The sequence below is a fragment of the Streptomyces sp. CT34 genome (assembly GCF_000805335.1).
GTDB lineage: Bacteria > Actinomycetota > Actinomycetes > Streptomycetales > Streptomycetaceae > Streptomyces.
The window spans coordinates 6,080,069-6,100,429 of record NZ_KN708638.1 but is presented as its reverse complement, the minus strand read 5'-3'; the positions used below and the strand labels follow the sequence as shown (position 1 = coordinate 6,100,429).

Below are 20,361 nucleotides of genomic sequence, written 5' to 3'. Positions count from 1 at the left end.
CTGTTGCGAGATCCCGAACGCCGGTGCGCTGCCGGCGCCCGTCGGGCGGCGCAAGAGGACGCTCCGGGCGACGAAGGGATTTCGCCCACATGAGGAGCGTAGGAGCAGTTATGGGCGTGTTTTCGCGGTTCCGTCGGCGTAAGGCCGAGGCGGCGATGGAGGACAGTGCCGCAGCGGCGGTGACGGCGGAGTCGGAGCCGCAGCCGGCGTCGGAGGCGCAGCAGGAAGCCGAGGCGCAGCCGGAGGACGGCGCGCAGGCGGACGCGGCGGTGGCCGAGGCCGGTACGGACGCCACGGCGGCGGAGCCGGAGGAGGCCGAGCAGAGCGCGGCCGAGGCGGCGCAGGCGGCTCCGGAGGAGTCCGGTGACGCGGACGCCGAACCGGCGGCCGAGGAGTCGGCCCGGCCGGCCGAGGCTGCCGAGGGCGCCGGGATTCCGCGGCAGCAGTCCGCGGGAGCTGCGGCGGACAGCGAGGGCGCGCGCAAATAGGCGCACGCCTGCCGGATGCGGGTCGCAACGGCCGCGGGGCGCGCAAGCCGCCTCGCGGCCGTTGCGCTGCGCCGGTGCTCCGGCGGGGTGCGGGCGCGTACGGGGGCTGCCGTGCTGCCGCTACGTCCAGGCCGCCGCGACGTAGCCGACGCCGTACGGGGCCTCCTCGCGCAGCAGTCGGCCCCCCAGGCCGGCGCCCTCGGCGGCGCCCGCCAGGACCTGCCAGCACGACCGCCCGGACACCAGGAGGTCGGCGGCGAGGTCTTCGTCGAGGGCGCTCAGGGCGGCGAGATCGGCGGCTCCGAGGGCGCGGGCCGCCGCCGCGTCGAAGTCCGCGGCGCGTTCGTCGAAGTAGCCGGGCGCCTTGAGCGACCGGCGGGCGCTGCCGTCGCCCATCACCAGCAGCGCCAACCGGGGCGCGGACGCGGCGAGTTCCCGGCCCAGGGCCCGGCAGCGGTCGCCGGTGAGCGACTCCGTCACGCCCAGCCCCTCGACGGGCGCGTCGGCCCAGTCCGTACGGGACAGCAGCCAGGCGCCGACGGACAGCGACGGCGGAAGGTCCCGTTCCGGCGCCGGTCCGGCGGCGCCGAGCCGTACGTGCAGGTCCACCCCGAAGCCGCGGAAGGAGCCGGTGGCGCCCTGCGGGTGCGTGCCCCGGCCCGCCTCGTCGGTGGGTCCGAGGACGACCAGGCGGTCCGGGCGGGCCGCGGCGAGCACGCCGACCGCGTCCAGGCAGGCGGCCCGCAAGGCGTCCAGCTCGGGGGCGGCGCCGGCGGCGACCTCCGGGACGAGCAGCGGCGGACAGGGGCACAGGGCGGCGGCAACGAGCATGCCACGCAGCGTAACGCCCGGGGCCCGGGCCGTCCGCGTGGGTCAGTCGCAGCCGCAGCCGGCCGCGGGTGCCGGGCTCGGAGCCGGGGCCCCGATGGTGGGCAGGCCGAGGAGGACGCCCTTGGGCTTCTCCGCGGGGGCGGCGTTGCGCTTCTCCCAGGCGTCGCCCGCGCGGGTGCGCCGGATGCTCAGTGCCGGGCCCTCGGCCAGGAGGTGGTGCGGTGCGGCATAGGTCACCTCGACGGTGACCATGTCGCCGGGTCGCGGAGCGGGCCCGGTGCCGTCGAGCACAGTGCCGGGTCGCGGAGCGGGCCCGGTGCCGTCGGACGCCTCGGTGCCCGGGGCGCGCCGAGCGTCCGCGTCCCGCAGGGTCGGGTTGAAGTGGACGAGGCGGTTGTCGGGCGCACGGCCGGAGAGCCGGTGGGTGGCGCCGTCCTTGCGGCCCTCGCCCTCGGCGACCATGACCTCCAGGGTGCGGCCGACCTGCTTCTTGTTCTCCTCCCAGGAGATCTCCTCCTGGAGGGCGACCAGGCGCTCGTAGCGCTCCTGGACGACGGCCTTGGGGATCTGGCCCTCCATGTCGGCCGCGGGGGTGCCGGGGCGCTTGGAGTACTGGAAGGTGAAGGCCTGCGCGAAGCGGGACTCGCGCACGGTGTGCAGGGTCTGCTCGAAGTCCTCCTCGGTCTCCCCGGGGAAGCCGACGATGATGTCGGTGGAGATGGCCGCGTCCGGCATCGCGGCGCGGACCTTCTCGATGATGCCGAGGAACCGCTCCTGGCGGTACGAGCGGCGCATCGCCTTGAGGACGCGGTCGGAGCCGGACTGCAACGGCATGTGGAGCTGCGGCATCACGTTGGGCGTCTCGGCCATGGCGGCGATCACGTCGTCGGTGAAGTCGCGCGGGTGCGGGGAGGTGAAGCGGACCCGCTCCAGGCCCTCGATCTTCCCGCAGGCGCGCAGCAGCTTGCTGAACGCCTCGCGGTCGCCGATGTCCGAGCCGTACGCGTTGACGTTCTGGCCGAGCAGGGTGATCTCGCTGACACCCTCGGCGACCAGTGCCTCCACCTCGGCGAGGATGTCGCCGGGCCGGCGGTCCTTCTCCTTGCCGCGCAGTGCCGGGACGATGCAGAACGTACAGGTGTTGTTGCAGCCCACGGAGATGGAGACCCAGGCGGCGTACGCGCTCTCGCGGCGGGTCGGCAGGGTCGAGGGGAACGCCTCCAGGGACTCGGCGATCTCCACCTGTGCCTCTTCCTGGACGCGGGCGCGCTCCAGCAGGACGGGCAGCTTGCCGATGTTGTGCGTCCCGAAGACCACGTCGACCCAGGGGGCCTTCTTGACGATGGTGTCGCGGTCCTTCTGGGCCAGGCAGCCGCCGACGGCGATCTGCATCCCGGGGCGCGCGGCCTTCTTCGGGGCGAGCTGGCCGAGGTTGCCGTAGAGCCGGTTGTCGGCGTTCTCCCGGACCGCGCAGGTGTTGAAGACCACGACGTCGGCGCCGTCGCCGTCCTTGGGCGCGGGGACGTATCCGGCCTCTTCCAGCAGGCCGGACAGCCGCTCGGAGTCGTGGACGTTCATCTGGCACCCGTAGGTGCGAATTTCGTATGTCTTAGATGATCGAACGTCCACTGCGGGGCTCCGGTCGCTGCTGATGGTCATGAGTCAAGGGTAGGCGCTCGCGGGAGAGCCCTGTCCCGGCTCGTCTTCTTTCACCGGGGTCGCAGGGGTTCCTGAGCTGACCACCGGTACGCGCCTCGGGTGCCGGTTCCTGCAAGGTGCAGAGCACTGGCCGCGCTTCGTGGAAGGAGTGCGGGGCGCGCGTACGGGGGCGGGGCGCCGAGCACATCTGGAGGTCGAGGCAGGTGGCCGGGCCCGGGACTTCAAGGCCGAGGTTTCTGACCACGGCGAGCACGTGATGGAGGGCTCACCAGGGGCGGCCCCGAGCTGACGGGTTCCTTCTGCCGTTCAGCCGGTCGGCCAGAATCACACCCGGATCCACGCACGGATCCACGCACGGCTGGAGTGCGGCCTCGACACTGTCCGCCCAGACGAACGCGATCGAACGGCTCGTCGTGGCGATCTGGAGCACTTCAAAGAGTACGTGGAATGGGGGTGAGCAGCAGGAACAGGGTGCGCGCGGCGACGTCTGGCAGGCCGGTACGCCGGTCAGGTTTCGATCACGGCGTCGCAGTCGGGACAGACCACGGATGCGTATTCCGCGGGGTACCAGGGCGCTCCAGGGTGTTCGGAGGGCTCCCCAAGGGCCGTTTCCATGGCGAAGGTGTCCTTGCCGCAGAGGGTCCGCGGTCCGGCAGCGGTGCGCGACCCTGGGGCCATGGGTGCCGCGTGCACCCTGCGGACGCGTCGTTCCGCCCCGCTCAGCGTTCCCGGGGAGGAGCCCGCTGTCACCAGCTTGTCGAGTTCGTAGACGACGATCTCGCTCATTTCTCCACCATAGGCGGTCACGAGGCCGAACCGCCCCGTCGCCCAGGGGCGAAGGGCTGCGATCTGGAGGCCGACAGCACATTGCCGACGGGACCGGTGAACTAGTGCCGTATCAGGCAACGTTCGCCCTCTTGTGAGGAAAACCGGCGCACGGCTACTCTCCGCCGGTGTCCTCCCTCGTCCCGTCCCTGCCACCTGGCTACCGTTCGCGGCCCGCGACCCCCGACGACGTCCCGGCGATCCATGCACTGGTCACGGCCTGCGAACGGGAGGCGTACGGGCGGGGGCAGAGTGACGCCGGGGCCGTCGCCGCCGATCTCGCGCGGCCTGGCCTGGTGCCGGAGTCGGACACCGTCCTCGTCCTCGACCCGGCCGGGCGCCTCGCCGCCCGCGCCTGGGTGGACCGGCGCTCCGAGGTGGACGTGCATCCGGCGCACCGGGGCCGGGGCCTGGGCGCCGTGCTCCTCGGCTGGACGCTGGCGCGGGCACGGCAGGCTGGCACCGCCCGCGTCGTGCAGACCGTGCCGGAGGCGGACACGGGCGCCGTGGCGCTGCTGCGCGCGCACGGATACGAGCCGCTGGTGACGGCGTGGTTGCTGGAGTTCGCCATGCCGGCCGAGCCCGCCGTGCCCGAGCCCCCGGCGGGCATCACAGTGCGGCCCTTCCGCACCGGCGACGGGCCCGCCGCGCACGTCCTCGTCCAGGACGCGTTCGACGAGTGGCAGGAGCGTCGGCAGGCGTACGAGGAGTGGGCCGCCCACACCGTGGAGCGTCCCACGTTCGCCCCTCAGCGGTCGGCCCTGGCCTTTGCCGGTGATCATCTGGTGGGCGCTGCCCTGGCGTTGGACGTGCCGGGCACGGATGAGGGCTACCTCGAACAGGTCGCCGTACGCCGCGAACACCGTGGCCGCGGCATCGCCCGGCTCCTGCTGCGCCACACGTTTCGCGCCTTCCACCGCACGGGTCTCCGCTCCTGCACCCTGTGGACCCACTCGGACACCGGCGCGCTCGACCCCTATCTACGGGTCGGCATGACGGTCCGACGCAGTTCCACGGTCTTCCGCAAGGACCTCGGCGTATAGGAGCGCTCCGTAGACATTGCTGTGAGCTCGGTGCTGCCGGAACGCCGCTCAGTTCTCCTGGGCACGGATGATGGGTGCGTGGGTGATGGGGAAGTTCACCGAGCGGGCGAAGAAGCACACGGCGGGTAGTTTTCCGTGCAGCGGGCGGGCCTCCTCCTCCATCGACGCGTCGGCGACCGTCACCTCGGGATGCAGGACGACCTCGGTGATCTGGCCTCCTCCGCTGCTCTCGACCATGGTCATGACTCCATGGGCGTGGTCCTCGTAGTCGATCACGCCAACGCCGTCGACAGCGCAGAGATGGATCATCCCGACCGCCGCGTCGCGAACTACAGGGTGAACGTTGTCTGACGCGGCACTAGGCAGGCGCCTCCCAGGCACCGCGTGCCCGGCGGCGCGACCGTGAGGACGTGGCCGACTGACCCAGGCGGACCCGGGACAGGTACCGCGCTCAGAGCCTACGGTTCAAGCATGACTGATGAAGGGCATCGACGGTTTCAGGGTGCAGCCGGACGTCGCGATAGACGCCGTTCGAACGGTCGCCGCGTTCAGGGGAGACAAGCCACACGCCACCCCTCTGAGCGAACGCGGGCGGCCCCAAGCAGGTTGGCTTGCCGCGCCATTCGCCGGAGGAGCCCGACGCGCTGACCTTCACTGCGCTGAGCCTCTTCATGGACGTGGATTCGTACCGGAACCGCGTCAGTCACATGGCCCAGATCAACTACGACCTCAGCGACGCCACCGGCTCGATCGGGGCTATTAGCTGCGGCCGTCCAGCAAGCCGGGGCACGCCGATCAGGGCAGTGAAGCCACACCATGATTCGCCTCTCGGGGAGGACTCGGATGGAAGTTTGGGACTGGAGTATGGCAGCAGCTCAACCCACAGACTGCGGACATGAGGGCGCTCACGCGCTCAACGCACCCCCATTTCTCGGCTGCCAGTGCCCGTGACGAGCTCGTAGGCAAGATCCGTTTCATCGGCAACGGTGATGGCGGGCTGGAAAAGATCGCGGAACTGATCGCGGCGCGGACCCCTCCGCTGGTCGCGGTCATCGGGACCTACGTTTTCTCCATCGCCAAGTTCGACGAGAATGGCGTGATTTCAACGGCCGGTAACTTCCATGCGAATAATGACGCCGCAGTCGTGTATGCCTTCAAGAACAGCAAAGTGCCCAAGATCTGGACTCACTGAGCCTCGATCCACCGGGTGAATCCTGATTTTGGTTTTCGGGGGTCTCTCGCGGATGCGGGGCAAGCCGGTTTCCGGATGACCGTCCCGGTGGCGGGTTCTCCGAGGTTCCTTGTGGTCGCGGGCGGGCGGTGGACGCGCTGGTCAGGTGACCATGCTGTGGTCGACAGCGGTCCACGGATCGATGAAGTCGGCTTCCCGGCACCAGCGTTGAGGAAGTTGCAGGTGTCAGCTTTCGAAGTCGTCTGCGCTGATACCCGAAGTCCCCTGAGCCCGGGCACGGTCAGATTGGGCGGCCATCTCGGCCTGGCGTCGCTGCCGGCCTATTCGTAGGGCCGCCAGCAACTGATCACGGTGCTCAACCATCGCACCGTCACGCAGATGACCGTTGCGGACGAGCGATGTCCAACTCAGGCGGTGCTGGGTTCCGTTAACGGGATCGGCGTCGCTCTTTCCGCTGACGGAGCGTAGCCCCCAGGCTTCTGCAGGGGTCAAAACCAGTAGGCGCGGCGAGTAGTCGTTGTAGCGGCCGAGGCAGGCATCATCCGCCTCCGTTGGCAGCTGGGCCTGACTGTCGCCGAGCAACGTGTAGACGATCAGCATCGGGAGCCGGACGAACCTGCCCTGGGCGTACTTCGGGTACACGTTGATGTTTCGGTCGCGGGAGGTCTTGATCTGGATCGGTTGGGTCCAGGTGTAATCCAGTGCGGAGACCAGGAGGTTGACGCCGTTGTCCCGAATCGGTTGTGCGGCCTCCAGGCCAGCGCGTACAACTTCGCCGATTCGCCAGTGCCGTCCGATGATCTCGACCTGCTGCGGGTCCAAGTTCGATGCCATCAGCGAGACTCGCTCGGTGTCTCGTCGGTACTCGGAACTGTGAGGTAGCGGTGGAGGGAGGTCTTGGGGATGCCGGTCTCCGTGGCGATCTCACCGAGGCTGCTGCCCTGCTGCTTCAGCAGTCGGGCGTATTCGATTTTGTCGGCGGGGCGGGCGACGGGGCGGCCGCTGTGGCGGCCGGAGGCTTCGGCGACGTTCCAGGCGTGGGCGGCGCGTTCGGCGGTGAAGGTGCGTTCCATCTCGGCGAAGAGCGCACGCAGTAGGAAGGCGATGCGGGCCATGCCCTCGTCGGCGGTGTGGATTGGCAGCGGGGCGGCCAGGGAGCATACGCCGATGTTCTTCTCGCCCAGGTCGTGGACGAGGTCAAGGACTTCGCGCAGGTTCCGGCCGAGCCGGTCGACGGTGGCGCCGCTCTTCTTGTCGACGTAGATCCGTTCGTCGGGGATGCCCGCCGCGCTCAGCGCGTCGAGTTGGCGTTCCAGGCTCTGTTTGGTGGTGGAGACCCGGGCGTAAGCGAGTTCGAGCCCGCCGACACCTCTGACGAAGGTCGTCGCCGTCATCGCACCCGGAAACTGGCATTAGGCAGGGTCCGGCGGGTCCGGTGACTGGGTGGTGTCCATGTCGTTCCGCCCCTTGTGGGACGGGGTGATCTATCCGATGCAGAGTGGGCTCGGCTAAAGCCGCACCTGCCACGGAACGTCGGGCGGGGCGGACGGTGGAAGAGTCATCGCAGGGTGATCAACGGCATTCTCTTCCGCCAGCGGACCGGTATCCCGTGGCGGGATCTGCCGCCACGGTTCGGGAAGTGGAAAACGGTCTACGAAAGGCATCGACGCTGGTCAGCGGATGGCACCTGGGACAGGCTCCTGCGTGCCGTCCAGGCCGACGCCGACGCGGAGGGCCGCATCGACTGGACGATGGTTGGTGTTGACTCGACTTCCTGCCGGGCCCACCAGCACGCCGCCGGTGCTCGCAGACGACCAGCACGCGTTCCGGGTCGACGCGGTCGGCCTGGCCAGCACCGCGACGATGAGGCCCTGGGGCGGTCACGCGGTGGGCTGACCTGCAAAATCCATCTGGCGAGCGACGGCGGCCGACGCCCCTCGCCATCGTCATCACACCAGGGCAGTGGGGCGATGCCCCGCAGCTGATCCCCGTACTCGAACGCATCCGTGTCCCCCGTCAAGCCGGAGGCCGGTCGCGCACGCGGCCCGACCACCTCAGCGGGGACGAGGCGTACAGTTCGCGCCGTAACCGACGCTACCTGCGCCGTCGGCAGATCGAGCACACCATCCCCGAACGCAAAGACCAGCGAGCCAACCGCCAACGACGAGGCAGCGCAGGTGGCCGGCCTACCGGCTTCGAGCAGACGATGTACAAGCGCCGCAACGAGGTGGAGCGAACGATCCACACCCTCAAGAACTTCCACGCCGTGGCCTGTCGCTTCGACAAGCGACCATACGTCTTCCACGGCACGGTGACCGTTGCCGCCATGCGTCTTTGGCTTCGCCCGTGACTCCTTGGGCACTCCTCAGAACTGGGTGTTGGCAAGACGGTCGATCTGGTCGATGTCCGGGGACCAGCAATAGAGCATGACTTCGTCGGCGCCGATGCCGATGAAGTCATCGACCGCCTTACGGATCGTCTCCGGCGTGGTGAGAAGACCATTGGCCACGTGGTCGGCGCGGCCGCTGAATCCGTAGTAGTCACGGATATTGCGTCGGGCTTTTTCGATGGTGCTCTCTGGGCCGAGGGCGACGTTGGCCTGAGCCACCAAGCGTGGCCGGCCAGAGCGGTCGTGCTTCTCCCAGACCGCCTCCACGTTGCGGAACAGTCCGGCCATGAACTGCGGCGGCAGCGCCGCGCCGAGGAAGCCGTCGCCGAACCGGCCGACACGCTCGATCGCTGCTGGGGCGAAGCCGCCGAACAGCACTTCCGGGCCACCGGGCGTCGTGGGCGCGGGACCGATGGGTCCGACGCCATCACCATACGGCTCGCCACGCCAGGTCCGGCGCAGCAGGGGCATCTGCTCGTCGAGGCGGCGCCCCCGGCGTCGGATGTCGATGCCCGCGGCCAGGCAGTCGTCTTCGCGACCGCCGATGCCGATGCCGAGCGTGAACCGGCCGCCGGACAGGCGGTCGAGGGTCGCGGTCTGCTTGGCGAGCATCGCTGTGTTGTGGACGGGCGCGATCAGGACCTCGGTTTGAAGGCGGATGCGCGATGTGGCGCCGGCGAGCGCCGCGAGGGTGATGAGGGGCTCCGGATTGTCGAAGACGAGCCGGTCGAGCAGGCCGAGCGTACTGAAGGGGCCGACATCGGCGCGCTGGGCCCAGGTCAGCAGCAGGGCGGGGTCATCGATGGGGAGACCGAGACCGATCTTCATGGGGAAACCTCCGGAGGGTACGGCGAACCAGGTGCCGCCCCTCCGTGGCTCCGCGCTGCTGTGCGCGGGCTTGCTCCCGTTCTGCGGCTACGTTTCCAGAGAGCGTGATCTTTAGAGTGCGGTGACCATACCGCGGTCGGCGGAGCCTGAGCAACATCTCTCCAGCACACGCACATGCCGAACGACGGCCACATGACAGGGCTTTGTGGCCACTCGACCCACCGGACACGCCCTAGCCCCGAGCTTGAGCGTCGCAGCTGGTCAGGGACGTGCAGGCGTGTGTGAAAATCAGCACCCGTAGGTGCGGATCTCGTAGCTTCTGTTGACGCCCACTGCCTGGCTCCGGTCGCTGCTGCTGGTCATTCCTCAAGGGTAGGTGCTGCCGGGGACATCTCCGGACGCCGGATCCCGGCCGCCCCGGAGCTGCGGGCGGGCGCCGCCGGGCCGTGGCGGACCCGGGCCGTTCAGGCGCCGGCGATGCGGTTGTTCAGGCGGTGGCGAAGCGGTCGCTCGGGGCGCCGCGGAGGCGGCCCGGGGGGAGTCTGCGGCCGAACGCGACCAGGAGGAGGTCCTGGGCGGTGCCGTGGAGGGGGGTGCCGGTTCCGTAGGACCAGTCGAGGTCGTCGGCGTGCAACGCGATGCCGTCGGTGTCGGCCCGGAAGAACTTCAGGGACTTGGGGGTGATGCCGGCCAGCAGGACGCGGAGGCGGTCCTCGGGGACGCGGCGGTCCAGGCCGAGCGGGACGGTGATGTCCAGGCCGTGCACGACGTCGTGCCCCAGCGCCGCCGCGAGGCCGCCGACCGGCGGGGTCCAGGGGTGGTCGGCGTTGTCCCGCAGGGCGGCGGCGAGTTGCGGCGCCGAGAGGGCGGCGGCGTCCTTGCGGGCGCAGCGGTCGGTCATCCGGTGCAGGCTGCCGCGGGCCTTGAGGAGTTCGGCGGCCAGTGCGGGGAGCCGGTGGCGGAAGCCGAGCGACATATGGGCCGCGACGTCGCGGACGCGCCAGCCGGCGCACAGGCTGGGGGCGTCCCACTGCTCGGTCGTCAGGCCGTCCAGCAGGTCGGCCAGCTCGCGCCGTTCGGCGGCGATGGCGGCTCGGATGTCCATGGTCGTTCCCCCGTCTCCGGGCGGCCGTTCCCGGCCGCGCCCGTCGGCTGTTCGGCTTCCAGGATCTCGGTGGCGGGTGCCATAAGTCCAAGAGTTTGGTGTTCTGGTGGCTAGCATTGCCGGTTATGGAACTTCGCCAGCTCCAGTACTTCGTCGCTGTCGCGGAAGAGGCCAACTTCACCCGGGCCGCGGCTCGTCTGCACCTGGCGCAGCCGGGGGTGAGCGCCCAGGTCCGTCAGCTCGAACGGGAGCTGGGGCAGCCGCTGTTGGACCGGTCCGGCCGGACGGTGACGCTGACGGAGGTGGGTGCGGCGGTGCTCCCGTTCGCCCGGGCCGCGCTGGCCGCCGTCCACGGCGTACGGCACACCGTGGACGAGTTCACCGGGCTGCTGCGCGGCCGGGTCGCCCTCGGGATGGTGACGGGGGCGCACGCCGGCACCGACGTCGATGTGGTGGCGCTGCTGGCCGGGTTCCACGACGCGCATCCGCAGGTCGACATCGCGCTGACCGAGGACACCTCGGAGCGGATGCTCACCGCCCTCCAGTGCGGGGAGCTCGATGTGGCACTGCTGGGGGTCGCGGACGTGACGCCGCCGGCGGGGCTCGCGCTCCAAGTCGTCGTCGACGAGCCACTGGTGGCCGCGGTCGCTCCGGGCGATCCGCTCCTGGCGTCCGCGGAGGGCGGGCGCATCCCGCTGGCGGCGCTGCGCGACCGCCCGTTGATCAGCCTGCCGCGCGGGACCAGTATCCGCGGCGTGCTGGAGCACGCCTGCACCGATGCCGGGTTCCGGCCGCGGATCGCGTTCGAGGCGGCGGCGCCGCAGCTGCTGACCCGGCTCGCGGCCCGGGGGCTGGGCGTCGCCGTCGTGCCGGCGCCCGACGCGGCGAAGGCGGCCGGGGTGCGGACGCTGCGATTCCGTACGCCCTGCCCGCGCGGCCGGGTCGCGCTGACGTGGCGGGCGGACGGTCCGGCGGGGCCGGCGGCCCGGGCGCTGCTGGAGTGCCTGCGGACGACGATGGGGACGGCGGGGGCGGAGCCCGGCTCAGGGGAGGGCGCGCAGGGGGACGCCGGGCGGCGTCCGGAGGCCGAGACGTGACCTTCCCGCCCCTCCCCCTGGGCGGCCGGTGCTGGCAGGATCCCGCCCATGGTCACCGCACTCCGCCGCCCCGGCCGCCGCGCACTCACCGCGGCGGGCGCGGCGCTGGCCGTGCTCGGGATGGTGCTGTGGTGGCTGCTGCCGCCGGTCGGTGAGCGCGCGCCGAGCGGCCGGGTGACGCTGGCCACCGGGGTGCCGACGGGGGTGTACGCGCGCTACGGCGAGCTGCTGAAGCAGGATCTGGCGCGGGACATGCCGGGGGTGGATCTGCGGCTGACGCGGAGCGAGGGCTCGATCGACAATCTGCGCCAACTGGTCTCCGGGCGCGCGGCGTTCACCATCGCGACGGCGGACGCGGTGGCCGCCTACCAGGTCGGCCACGAGCCGGGCGCCGACCGGCTGCGGGCCTGTGCGCGGCTCTACGACGACTACATGCAGCTGGTGGTGCCGAAGAACTCCCCGGTGCACTCGGCCAGGGACCTGCGGGGGCTGCGGGTGGGCGTCGGGGCGGACGGCTCGGGCGTCCAGCTGATCACCCGGCGGCTGATGGCGGCGGCCGGCCTGGATTTCGACCGGGACATCGTGCCGGTGCGGGTGGGCATCGACCAGATGCCCGGTCGGCTGGAGCACGGCGACCTGGACGCGTTCTTCTGGTCGGGCGGGCTGCCGACGCAGGCGGTGCAGCGGCTGACGCAGCGGTTCCCGGTACGGCTGGTGCAGCTCGGGGATCTGAGCCGGGCGCTGCACGAGCAGGGTGAGCGCACCCGTTATTACCGGGCGGCGGTGATGCCCGCCGACGCGTATCCGCAGGCGCAGGACGGCGAGGCGGTGAAGACCATCGCGGTCGCGAACCTGCTGGTGACGACGGACCGGGAGGATGCCGCGCTGACGTTCGGCATCACCCGGACCGTCATCAACAGCCGGGACGCGATCGGGCACGAGGTGCACGCGGCGCAGAACGTGGACCTGCGGACGGCCGTGTTCACCGATCCGCTGCCGCTGCACAAGGGGGCCCGGGAGTACTACGTGTCGGTCAAGCAGTGACCGGCCGGCGTCCCGACGGCCGACCGCGGCGCGGACGCCGGCGCCGGCCACCGCCACCGCTGCCGTTGCCACTGCTGCCGCCGGGTGCGCCCGCCCCGGCCGTCCGCCCGGGCGCCGGCGCGGTGATCGCGACGGGCTCGCCGCTGGGCGTGCGGGCGCCGGTGACGCGGATCAGCTCGGCGTCGCCGGGGCGGACCCGGGCGGTGTCCGGGGTGATCTTCGCCTGGCGCATCAGCCGGGTCATCTCCCGGCGCTGGCCGGGGGTGACAAGGGTGACGACGGTGCCGGACTCGCCGGCCCGCGCGGTACGGCCGCCGCGGTGCAGGTAGTCCTTGGCCTCGGTCGGCGGGTCGACGTTGACGACGAGGTCGAGGCCGTCGATGTGGATGCCGCGGGCCGCGACGTTGGTGGCGACCAGTGCCGTGGCGCGGCCGGTACGGAAGTGCTCCAGGGTGCGGGTGCGCTGCGGCTGGGTCTTGCCGCCGTGCAGCGCCGCGGCGCGGACGCCCTGGGCGAGCAGGTGCTTGGTGAGGCGGTCGGCGCCGCGCTTGGTGTCCACGAACATGATCACCCGGCCGTCGCGGGCGGCGATCTCGGTGGCGGTGGCGCGCTTGTCGGCGTCGTCCACGTACAGGACGTGGTGGTCCATGGTGGTCACGGTCGCGGCCGAGGGGTCCACGGAGTGGGTGACCGGGTCGGTCAGGAAGCGGCGGACCAGTTTGTCGACATTGCGGTCGAGGGTGGCGGAGAACAGCATCCGCTGGCCGTTGGGGTCGGTCTTCTCCATGAGCCGGGTGACCTGCGGCAGGAAGCCCATGTCGGTCATCTGGTCGGCCTCGTCGAGGACGGTGACGGCGACCCGGTCGAGCGAGCAGGCGCGCCGGTCCAGCAGGTCGGCGAGCCGGCCCGGGGTGGCGACCAGCACTTCGGCGCCCCTGCGCAGGGTCTCGGTCTGCCGGTTGATCGAGGTGCCGCCGACGACGGTGGCGCAGCGCAGCCGCAGGGCCGCGGCGTACGGGGCGAGCGCGTCGGTGACCTGGCCGGCCAGTTCGCGGGTGGGGACCAGCACCAGTGCCAGGGGGCGCTTGCTCTCGGCGCGCTTGCCCGCCGTACGGCTGAGCAGGGCGAGGCCGAAGGCGAGGGTCTTGCCGGAGCCGGTGCGCCCGCGGCCGAGGACGTCGCGGCCGGCGAGGGTGGCCGGGAGGGTGGCCGCCTGGATGGGGAACGGGGTGGTGACGCCCTGCGCGCGCAGCGCGGTGCGGAGCGCCTCGGCCAGCGGCAGCTCGTCGAAGGAGCCGGCGGGCGGAGGGGTGGACGCCGGGGCGGGCGTCCCGGGGGCGGCGCTCGGTCGCGGTGCGGTCGCTGGTGTCACGGCAGGCCCTTCAGGGGGAGGGAGGGGGGTGACCGCGGGAGGGGTGCCGCCCCGCGGGAAACGGGACGGGGCCCGCACCGGCGCGGCCGGTGCGGGCCCTGTCCACGGGACGCGGGGGCGTCAGGCGGTGACGATGTTCTCCGCCTGCGGGCCCTTGGGGCCCTGGGTCACGTCGAAGGTGACCTTCTGGCCCTCGAGGAGCTCGCGGAAGCCCTGGGACTGGATGTTCGAGTAGTGGGCGAAGACGTCGGGGCCGCCGCCGTCCTGCTCGATGAAGCCGAAGCCCTTTTCCGAGTTGAACCACTTGACGGTGCCGGAAGCCATGTTTTTCTCCATTCATGGGGCAAGCCGGAGACCGCACCGTGCGGCCTCCTCGTCGCCGAGATGATCGCCCCACACCGGAACCTGTCCGGAAAACAAGGAACGCCCGGGGCTTCCAGCCTCCGGGCGCGCACAAAGTTCATGGGTACCACAACTGCAACGCCGTTCACGATAGCACACGAGTACGGCGGCCCCGGTGGGCGCTGCCCCGGGCTTCTCAGGGGGCGCTGCGCGGCACGCTCACGGTGACCTCCAGGCCGTGCGGCGGGTGCGGCGCGTAGGCGATGGTGGCGCCGCCGGCGGCGAGCAGCGCGCGGGTGATCGACAGGCCGAGGCCGGAGCCGGAGACGTTCTGGTGGCGGCTGCTGCGCCAGAACCGGTCGCCGATCCGGGCGAGTTCGTCCTCGGCGAGGCCGGGGCCGCGGTCGGCGACGGTGATCCGCACCCGCGCGCCGTCGGCGGCGACGGCCACCGTGACCGGCTCGCCGGCCGGGGTGAACTTCAGGGCGTTGTCGACGACCGCGTCCAGCGCGCTGGAGAGGGCGACCGGGTCGGCCCAGCCGGTGACGGCGGGATGGCCCTCGTAGGTCAGGCGGACGCCCTTGTCATCGGCCAACGGGCGCCAGGAGCCGACGCGCTCGGCGGCCAGCGCGGCGACGTCGGTGAGCTGGAGGTCGGCGGCGCTGTGCTCGGCGAGCGCGAGGCCGAGGAGGTCGTCCAGGACCCGGGCGAGCCGCTTGCCCTCGGTGCGGACCGAGGCGATCTCCTCGTTGCCGTCGGGGAGCTCGAGCGCCAGCAGCTCGATGCGCAGCAGCAGCGCGGCGAGCGGGTTGCGCAGCTGGTGGGAGGCGTCGGCGACGAAGGCGCGCTGCTGCTCCAGGACCTCCTCGACGTGGTCGGCCATCTCGTTGAACGAGCGGGCCAGCCGGCGCAGTTCGGGCGGTCCGGCGGTGGCGGCGACCCGGGCGTTCATCCGGCCGGTGGCGATGTCGTGGCTGGCGGTGTCCAGGACGCGGACCGGCCGCAGCACCCAGCCGGTGAGCCGGAAGGCCGCGCCGACCGCGACGAGCACCGCCGCCGCCTCCCCGGCCGCGATCAGCAGCCAGCCGTGCAGGATGCGCGAACGCATCTGCCCCGTGGGCGAGTCGGTGACGACGACGGCGACCACATCGCCGTCCCGGATGACCGGCGAGGCGACCGGGATCCGGCCGGTGTCATCCCAGGGCCAGATCTGGTGCGGGTCGTGGCTGCGGCGGCCGGCCAGCGCCTCGCTGAACGCCTGGGCGCCCTCACCGTCCGCGGGCACCGGCAGGTCCTGGGGGGCGGCGGCCATCGGGGTGTGGTCGCGGTAGAAGACGCCGGCCCGTATTCCGTAGAGGCCGTAGTAGCGGGTGAGTTCGGCCCGCAGGGTGGCCAGCCGCTCGTCCTCCTCGGGGGTCTTGGCGCCGGCCGCGACGCTGGGGCGGGCGGTGACGAACTGGGCGAGGGAGGCGAACCGCGCGGCGTCGTCGATCCGGTCGACGACCACCTTCTGCTGCGCAACCCCGGCGTTGATCACGGCCAGCGGGATGCCGAGCGCCAGCAGCACCGCGGCCATGAGGACGAGGAGGAGCGGGAGGAGTCGGGTGCGCACGGGGACCGGCAGCCGTCAGGAGGCCGGCGGCCGGGTGCCCGGTGCGGCGCCGGCGGCCGGGACGACGAGGCGGTAGCCGACGCCGCGGACCGTCTCGATCAGCGCCGGCATGCGCAGTTTGGCGCGGAGCGAGGCGATGTGCACCTCCAGGGTCCGGCCGGTGCCCTCCCAACTCGTCCGCCACACCTCGCTGATGATCTGCTCCCGGCGGAAGACCACCCCGGGGCGCTGGGCGAGCAGGGCGAGCAGGTCGAACTCCTTGCGGGTGAGCGGGACCGCCGTGCCGCCCACGGACACCTGGCGGGTGGGGAGTTCGACGGTGAGCGGGCCGAGCCGCAGCGGCTCCACCGGGGCGGCCTCCTCGGCGGGTTCGCCGCCCGCGGCCGGGGTGGTGCGCCGGCTCACCGCGTGGATACGGGCGAGCAGTTCGCCGGTGTCGTAGGGCTTGACGACATAGTCGTCGGCGCCGAGGTTCAGGCCGTGTATACGGGAGCGCACGTCGGAGCGCGCGGTGACCATGATGACCGGGATCGTGCAGATCCTGCGGATCCGGCCGCACACCTCGAAGCCGTCCTGGTCGGGCAGCCCGAGGTCGAGCAGCACCACCGCGTACGGCTCGGCGTCGTCGGGCAGCAGGGCCTGGAGGGCCTCCTCGCCGCTGCGGGCCTGCACGACGGTCAGGCCGTGCCGGGCCAGCACCGCGGACAGGGCGGCGGCGACATGGTCGTCGTCCTCGACGAGCAGCAGTCTCATCCGGCCCCCTCCTTCGGTGCGTGCGTGCGTACGGGCCACAGGGCATCTACGGGGATGGCCGCCCCGCCCGTCAAGAGGGCGCCGCCTCCGGGCCGCCATCCGTTACCCAGCCGGTACGCCGGCGCCTACGGTGGGTGACTCCGTCGCACACCGGCACGGCGGCGCCTTCACACGGTGTGTCCGTTTGCAGCCGGATCGTTATGCTCAATTCTCCCTCAGATGTAATGACGCTGGTCGCGGGGCGTCATTAGGGTCCTCCCAACCGAGGAGGACGGAGCTGTACGCCGATGAGCGAAGTATCGGTGACCGAGAACGCCGAGGGTCCCGCGCCCGCCGGGGACCGGTTGGTCGTGCTGGACAACGTGAACAAGCACTTCGGCGCGCTGCACGTGCTCCAGGACATCGACCTGACGATCCGGCGCGGCGAAGTGGTCGTGGTGATCGGGCCCTCGGGGTCCGGCAAGTCCACGCTGTGCCGCACGATCAACCGCCTGGAGACCGTGGACAGCGGCAGCATCACCATCGACGGCAGGCCGCTGCCGCAGGAGGGCCGCGAACTGGCGCGGCTGCGCGCCGACGTGGGCATGGTCTTCCAGTCCTTCAACCTCTTCGCGCACAAGACGGTGCTGGAGAACGTGATGCTGGGCCAGACCAAGGTCCGCAGAACGGACAAGACCGCGGCGGAGGAGAAGGCCCGTACGCTGCTCGACCGGGTCGGCGTCGGCGCCCAGGCGGACAAGTACCCCGCACAGCTTTCCGGTGGCCAGCAGCAGCGCGTGGCGATCGCCCGCGCCCTGGCGATGGACCCGAAGGTGATGCTCTTCGACGAGCCGACCTCGGCACTGGACCCGGAGATGATCAACGAGGTGCTGGAGGTCATGCAGCAGCTCGCCCGGGACGGCATGACGATGGTCGTGGTCACCCACGAGATGGGCTTCGCGCGCTCCGCGGCGAACCGGGTGGTCTTCATGGCGGACGGCCGGATCATCGAAGAGGCCGAGCCGAACCAGTTCTTCACCAACCCGCGCAGCGACCGGGCGAAGGACTTCCTGTCGAAGATCCTCCACCACTGAGGCCGCGGTTGGGCCACCATGAATGCCAACACCTGTTGAACCAAAGGATGTTCACCATGAGGATTCTCAAGACGGCTGCGGCGGGTGCGGTGGTGCTCGCGCTGGCGGCGACGGCGACCGCGTGCGGGGGCCAGTCGGGCACGGCGGGCGACAAGCCGGCCGGCGGCGATGTCTACAGTGGCACGTACCCGGTCGCCAAGGGCGTGAACGTGGACTCGGCGACGTTCAAGAAGGCGCAGAAGGCCGGTCAGATCACCATCGGTGTCAAGGCCGACCAGCCGTTCCTCGGCTTCAAGGACCCGGCCACCGGAAAGTACTCCGGCTTCGACATCGAGATCGCCAAGATGATCGCCGCCGACCTGGGCTTCTCCGAGAAGCAGATAAAGTTCGACACCATCGACTCCAACGTCCGTGAGACCACCATCTCCAAGGGCCAGGTCGATTACTACGTCGGCACGTACACCATCAACGACGAGCGCAAGAAGCAGGTCAGCTTCGCGGGCCCGTACTACACCGCCGGCGCCGACCTCCTGGTGCGCAAGGACGACAAGGCCATCACCGGCCCGGACTCCCTCCAGGGCAAGAAGGTCTGCTCGATCGTCGGGTCCACCCCGCTCCAGGAGATCAAGAAGCCCAAGTACGGTGCGCAGACGGTCGAGCAGTCCAAGTACTCGGACTGTGTGAAGTCGCTGCTGGACGGCTCGGTCGACGCGGTCACCACCGACGACGCGATCCTCAAGGGCTACGCCGCCCAGCGCCCCGAGAAGCTCAAGGTCGTCGGCAAGCCCTTCACCAAGGAGCCCTACGGCGTCGGTCTGGGCAAGGACGACAAGGCCCTGCGCGACGCGATCACCACCGCGCTGGAGAACCACATCAAGAACGGTGACTACAAGAAGGCGTACGAGGGCACGCTGGGCAAGTCCGGCTCCGCCTACGTCGCGCCGGAGACCCCGCTGCCGCGGTACTGAGGCCGCCCGCCGCACACCGGACCGCGCCGCCCCGTCCGCCCGCCGCGGCGGGTGTACGGGGCGCGGTGTCTTCCGCGCCCCCAACTGAGCCCCGCGCGCTCCCCCTTGAGCCGCCCTTCTTCCCCGTCGCCGGCCCGACCGCTACCGCGGAGACCCCATGAACGTACTCCTCGATTATCTGCCCGAGTTCCGGGACGGATTCCTCGGAACCCTGGCGATCACCGCGTCCAGCGCGCTGCTCGCCCTGGTGCTCGGCGTGCTCATAGCCGGTTTCCGGGTCTCTCCGATACCGCCGCTGCGCGCCTTCGGAACGGCCTGGGTCACGGTGCTGCGCAACACGCCGCTGACGCTGCTCTTCCTGGTCGCGTTCTTCGTCGTCCCACAGGTCCTCTTCCAGGGCGCGAGCCCGTACGTGCTCGCCACCCTGGCGCTCGGCTTCTACACCTCCTCGTTCGTGTGCGAGGCGGTCCGCTCCGGCATCAGCACCGTGCCGCTGGGCCAGGCGGAGGCCGCCCGCAGCCTCGGGATGACCTTCTCCCAGACGCTGCGCCTGATCGTGCTGCCGCAGGCGACGCGCACCGTACTGCCCCCGCTGAGCAGCATCTTCATCGCCCTGACGAAGAACTCCGCGATCGCCGGCGCGTTCAGCGTCACCGAGCTGTTCAACGTCTCCAAGCTGCTCAACGACAAGGGATATCCGATCGCCTGGATCTTCCTCTGGATCGCCCTCGCCTACCTCGTCATCACCTTCGCCATCAGCGGGCTCTTCCGGCTGCTGGAGCGGCGGTTGGGGGTGGCGCGGTGAGTGGTCAGGGCGGACGGGACAGCAGGACGCAGGTGCCACGCGCAGGCGGGGCGGATCGAAGCGAGGTATGGGCATGAGCGGCGCGAGCGTTCTCTACGACGTTCCGGGACCGAAGGCGAAGGCACGTAACCGCGTCTACGCCGCCGTGGGCACCCTTGCGGTGCTCGGGCTGATCGCGTTCGTCGTGCTGCGGCTGAGCGCCAAGGGGCAGCTCCAGCCCGAAGTGTGGAACATCTTCAACTACGCCGGGGTGCGCACCAGCATCCGCGAGGGCGTCCTGACAACGCTTCAGGTCTTCGCGGTGGCCGGGGTGCTGTCGCTCGCCCTCGGCGCACTGCTCGCGGTGGCGCGGCTGTCGGACCACAAGCCGATCCGCTGGTTCGCGACCGGGTTCATCGAACTCTTCCGGGCCGTCCCGCTGCTGATCACCATCTACGCGCTGTGGGTGATCTTCCTCAGCAACCGCGGGAGCCTCGGCCTCACCGGCAGCCAGCCGCAATTCTGGGCCCTGGTCCTCGGGTTGATGGTCTACAACGGCTCGGTCCAGGCCGAGGTGCTGCGGGCCGGCATCAACTCCGTGCCCAAGGGCCAGAAGGAGGCCGCCTATGCGCTGGGCATGAGCAAGACGCAGGTCATGACGACGGTGCTGATGCCGCAGGCCGTCCGGGCGATGCTGCCGACGATCATCAGCCAGCTGGTGGTGACCCTCAAGGACACCTCCCTCGGCTACATCATCACGTACGAGGAACTGCTCTACAAAGCCCGCTGGATGAGCGGCAACATCATCGTCAACGGGAACGACACCTACGTCCCCGTCATCATCGTCACGGGATGCATCTACGTCGCGATGTGCCTGGCCCTGTCCGGCCTCGCCAACTGGATCGAGCGGCGCGGCCGTCGCGCCAAGACGGGCATCGGGATGGCCGCAGCCGCCG

General features: G+C 70.9%; 22 protein-coding genes. 10 read left to right on the top strand and 12 right to left on the bottom strand.

What is annotated here, in order from left to right; translation table 11 throughout:
- The first annotated feature begins 110 nt into the window (after window positions 1-110).
- Window positions 111-488: a hypothetical protein gene (locus tag RZ84_RS41760; RefSeq protein WP_063772704.1), complete on the top strand. Its 378-nt coding sequence runs from the start codon at window positions 111-113 to the stop codon at window positions 486-488.
- Window positions 489-608: 120 nt separating this feature from the next.
- On the opposite strand, the gene RZ84_RS26690 is transcribed toward RZ84_RS41760, so the two are convergent.
- From RZ84_RS26690 to RZ84_RS26680, 3 genes are all read right to left on the bottom strand, one after another.
- Window positions 609-1,319 carry a class III extradiol ring-cleavage dioxygenase family protein gene (locus RZ84_RS26690; protein ID WP_043266447.1) on the bottom strand — a complete coding sequence of 237 codons (711 nt, stop codon included), beginning with the start codon at window positions 1,317-1,319 and terminating at the stop codon, window positions 609-611.
- Window positions 1,320-1,361: 42 nt separating this feature from the next.
- Window positions 1,362-2,978 carry a tRNA (N6-isopentenyl adenosine(37)-C2)-methylthiotransferase MiaB gene (gene miaB / locus RZ84_RS26685; protein ID WP_078894216.1) on the bottom strand — a complete coding sequence of 539 codons (1,617 nt, stop codon included), beginning with the start codon at window positions 2,976-2,978 and terminating at the stop codon, window positions 1,362-1,364.
- A gap of 507 nt (window positions 2,979-3,485) precedes the next feature.
- On the bottom strand, window positions 3,486-3,764 hold the full coding sequence (locus RZ84_RS26680) for a hypothetical protein (protein WP_043266445.1): 279 nt from the start codon (window positions 3,762-3,764) through the stop codon (window positions 3,486-3,488).
- A gap of 167 nt (window positions 3,765-3,931) precedes the next feature.
- Between RZ84_RS26680 and RZ84_RS26675 the strand changes: the two genes are divergently transcribed.
- Complete coding sequence (locus RZ84_RS26675; RefSeq protein WP_043266443.1) at window positions 3,932-4,846, top strand: GNAT family N-acetyltransferase; 915 nt, start codon at window positions 3,932-3,934, stop codon at window positions 4,844-4,846.
- A 48-nt stretch (window positions 4,847-4,894) separates the two neighbouring features.
- On the opposite strand, the gene RZ84_RS26670 is transcribed toward RZ84_RS26675, so the two are convergent.
- Complete coding sequence (locus tag RZ84_RS26670) at window positions 4,895-5,122, bottom strand: OsmC family protein (RefSeq protein ID WP_198540054.1); 228 nt, start codon at window positions 5,120-5,122, stop codon at window positions 4,895-4,897.
- A gap of 619 nt (window positions 5,123-5,741) precedes the next feature.
- Here RZ84_RS26670 and RZ84_RS26665 point away from each other — a divergent pair.
- Window positions 5,742-6,038 (top strand): hypothetical protein, encoded by a 297-nt coding sequence (locus RZ84_RS26665; protein WP_043266440.1) that lies wholly within the window; start codon window positions 5,742-5,744, stop codon window positions 6,036-6,038.
- Window positions 6,039-6,263: 225 nt separating this feature from the next.
- Here the strand turns inward: RZ84_RS26665 and RZ84_RS26660 are convergent, their stop codons facing one another.
- Together RZ84_RS26660 and RZ84_RS26655 are read right to left on the bottom strand one after the other, a co-directional pair.
- Window positions 6,264-6,872, bottom strand: a complete 609-nt coding sequence (locus tag RZ84_RS26660; RefSeq protein ID WP_043266438.1) for a hypothetical protein — start codon at window positions 6,870-6,872, stop codon at window positions 6,264-6,266.
- Entirely contained in the window at window positions 6,872-7,432 is a 561-nt protein-coding gene (locus tag RZ84_RS26655) for a recombinase family protein (protein ID WP_043266436.1), read from the bottom strand. Before RZ84_RS26655 ends, RZ84_RS26660 begins: the two co-directional genes overlap by 1 nt.
- Before the next feature lie 75 nt (window positions 7,433-7,507).
- Here RZ84_RS26655 and RZ84_RS37105 point away from each other — a divergent pair.
- Window positions 7,508-8,388 (top strand): IS5 family transposase gene (locus RZ84_RS37105; protein WP_107068170.1). Its coding sequence is split into 2 segments (ribosomal slippage): window positions 7,508-7,976 and window positions 7,976-8,388, totalling 882 coding nucleotides; the frame shifts between segments, so codons are not numbered across the junction.
- A 15-nt stretch (window positions 8,389-8,403) separates the two neighbouring features.
- Here the strand turns inward: RZ84_RS37105 and RZ84_RS26645 are convergent.
- Together RZ84_RS26645 and RZ84_RS26640 are read right to left on the bottom strand one after the other, a co-directional pair.
- Complete coding sequence (locus RZ84_RS26645; RefSeq protein ID WP_043266431.1) at window positions 8,404-9,255, bottom strand: LLM class flavin-dependent oxidoreductase; 852 nt, start codon at window positions 9,253-9,255, stop codon at window positions 8,404-8,406.
- A gap of 487 nt (window positions 9,256-9,742) precedes the next feature.
- A complete protein-coding gene (locus RZ84_RS26640) occupies window positions 9,743-10,360 on the bottom strand; it encodes a maleylpyruvate isomerase family mycothiol-dependent enzyme (RefSeq protein WP_043266429.1) in 618 nt (205 codons plus the stop codon).
- A 125-nt stretch (window positions 10,361-10,485) separates the two neighbouring features.
- On the opposite strand from RZ84_RS26640, the gene RZ84_RS26635 reads away from it, so the two are divergent.
- Both RZ84_RS26635 and RZ84_RS26630 read left to right on the top strand, forming a co-directional pair.
- The gene (locus tag RZ84_RS26635; protein ID WP_052230167.1) at window positions 10,486-11,457 is read left to right on the top strand and encodes a LysR family transcriptional regulator; all 972 of its coding nucleotides are present in this window, start codon (window positions 10,486-10,488) and stop codon (window positions 11,455-11,457) included.
- Window positions 11,458-11,505: 48 nt separating this feature from the next.
- Entirely contained in the window at window positions 11,506-12,501 is a 996-nt protein-coding gene (locus RZ84_RS26630; RefSeq protein WP_043266427.1) for a TAXI family TRAP transporter solute-binding subunit, read from the top strand.
- On the opposite strand, the gene RZ84_RS26625 is transcribed toward RZ84_RS26630, so the two are convergent.
- The 4 genes from RZ84_RS26625 to RZ84_RS26610 all read right to left on the bottom strand — a co-directional run bounded on the left by RZ84_RS26625 (window position 12,491) and on the right by RZ84_RS26610 (window position 16,580).
- Window positions 12,491-13,873, bottom strand: coding sequence for a DEAD/DEAH box helicase (locus RZ84_RS26625; protein WP_241777867.1), 1,383 nt, complete (start codon window positions 13,871-13,873; stop codon window positions 12,491-12,493). The two genes, RZ84_RS26630 and RZ84_RS26625, sit on opposite strands and share 11 nt — an antisense overlap.
- A gap of 120 nt (window positions 13,874-13,993) precedes the next feature.
- Complete coding sequence (locus RZ84_RS26620; protein ID WP_043270903.1) at window positions 13,994-14,197, bottom strand: cold-shock protein; 204 nt, start codon at window positions 14,195-14,197, stop codon at window positions 13,994-13,996.
- Window positions 14,198-14,411: 214 nt separating this feature from the next.
- Window positions 14,412-15,827, bottom strand: coding sequence for a sensor histidine kinase (locus RZ84_RS26615; protein WP_043266426.1), 1,416 nt, complete (start codon window positions 15,825-15,827; stop codon window positions 14,412-14,414).
- Window positions 15,828-15,842: 15 nt separating this feature from the next.
- A complete protein-coding gene (locus RZ84_RS26610) occupies window positions 15,843-16,580 on the bottom strand; it encodes a response regulator transcription factor (RefSeq protein ID WP_043266423.1) in 738 nt (245 codons plus the stop codon).
- Between the two features lie 287 nt (window positions 16,581-16,867).
- On the opposite strand from RZ84_RS26610, the gene RZ84_RS26605 reads away from it, so the two are divergent.
- The 4 genes from RZ84_RS26605 to RZ84_RS26590 all read left to right on the top strand — a co-directional run.
- The gene (locus RZ84_RS26605; protein WP_043266421.1) at window positions 16,868-17,653 is read left to right on the top strand and encodes an amino acid ABC transporter ATP-binding protein; all 786 of its coding nucleotides are present in this window, start codon (window positions 16,868-16,870) and stop codon (window positions 17,651-17,653) included.
- A 56-nt stretch (window positions 17,654-17,709) separates the two neighbouring features.
- Entirely contained in the window at window positions 17,710-18,621 is a 912-nt protein-coding gene (locus RZ84_RS26600; RefSeq protein WP_043270901.1) for a glutamate ABC transporter substrate-binding protein, read from the top strand.
- Between the two features lie 157 nt (window positions 18,622-18,778).
- Entirely contained in the window at window positions 18,779-19,426 is a 648-nt protein-coding gene (locus RZ84_RS26595) for an amino acid ABC transporter permease (protein ID WP_043266420.1), read from the top strand.
- Between the two features lie 73 nt (window positions 19,427-19,499).
- On the top strand, window positions 19,500-20,361 hold an 862-nt coding region (locus RZ84_RS26590; RefSeq protein WP_241777866.1), incomplete at its 3' end, for an amino acid ABC transporter permease.

Bases quoted from the DNA above. Each gene is read 5' to 3' on its own strand.
- RZ84_RS41760 (WP_063772704.1), top strand. From the start codon at position 111: ATGGGCGTGTTTTCGCGGTTCCGTCGGCGTAAGGCCGAGGCGGCGATG.
- RZ84_RS26690 (WP_043266447.1), bottom strand. From the start codon at position 1,319: ATGCTCGTTGCCGCCGCCCTGTGCCCCTGTCCGCCGCTGCTCGTCCCG.
- miaB (WP_078894216.1), bottom strand. From the start codon at position 2,978: ATGACCATCAGCAGCGACCGGAGCCCCGCAGTGGACGTTCGATCATCT.
- RZ84_RS26680 (WP_043266445.1), bottom strand. From the start codon at position 3,764: ATGAGCGAGATCGTCGTCTACGAACTCGACAAGCTGGTGACAGCGGGC.
- RZ84_RS26665 (WP_043266440.1), top strand. From the start codon at position 5,742: ATGAGGGCGCTCACGCGCTCAACGCACCCCCATTTCTCGGCTGCCAGT.
- RZ84_RS26660 (WP_043266438.1), bottom strand. From the start codon at position 6,872: ATGGCATCGAACTTGGACCCGCAGCAGGTCGAGATCATCGGACGGCAC.
- RZ84_RS26655 (WP_043266436.1), bottom strand. From the start codon at position 7,432: ATGACGGCGACGACCTTCGTCAGAGGTGTCGGCGGGCTCGAACTCGCT.
- RZ84_RS26645 (WP_043266431.1), bottom strand. From the start codon at position 9,255: ATGAAGATCGGTCTCGGTCTCCCCATCGATGACCCCGCCCTGCTGCTG.
- RZ84_RS26640 (WP_043266429.1), bottom strand. From the start codon at position 10,360: ATGGACATCCGAGCCGCCATCGCCGCCGAACGGCGCGAGCTGGCCGAC.
- RZ84_RS26635 (WP_052230167.1), top strand. From the start codon at position 10,486: ATGGAACTTCGCCAGCTCCAGTACTTCGTCGCTGTCGCGGAAGAGGCC.
- RZ84_RS26630 (WP_043266427.1), top strand. From the start codon at position 11,506: ATGGTCACCGCACTCCGCCGCCCCGGCCGCCGCGCACTCACCGCGGCG.
- RZ84_RS26620 (WP_043270903.1), bottom strand. From the start codon at position 14,197: ATGGCTTCCGGCACCGTCAAGTGGTTCAACTCGGAAAAGGGCTTCGGC.
- RZ84_RS26610 (WP_043266423.1), bottom strand. From the start codon at position 16,580: ATGAGACTGCTGCTCGTCGAGGACGACGACCATGTCGCCGCCGCCCTG.
- RZ84_RS26605 (WP_043266421.1), top strand. From the start codon at position 16,868: ATGAGCGAAGTATCGGTGACCGAGAACGCCGAGGGTCCCGCGCCCGCC.
- RZ84_RS26600 (WP_043270901.1), top strand. From the start codon at position 17,710: ATGAGGATTCTCAAGACGGCTGCGGCGGGTGCGGTGGTGCTCGCGCTG.
- RZ84_RS26595 (WP_043266420.1), top strand. From the start codon at position 18,779: ATGAACGTACTCCTCGATTATCTGCCCGAGTTCCGGGACGGATTCCTC.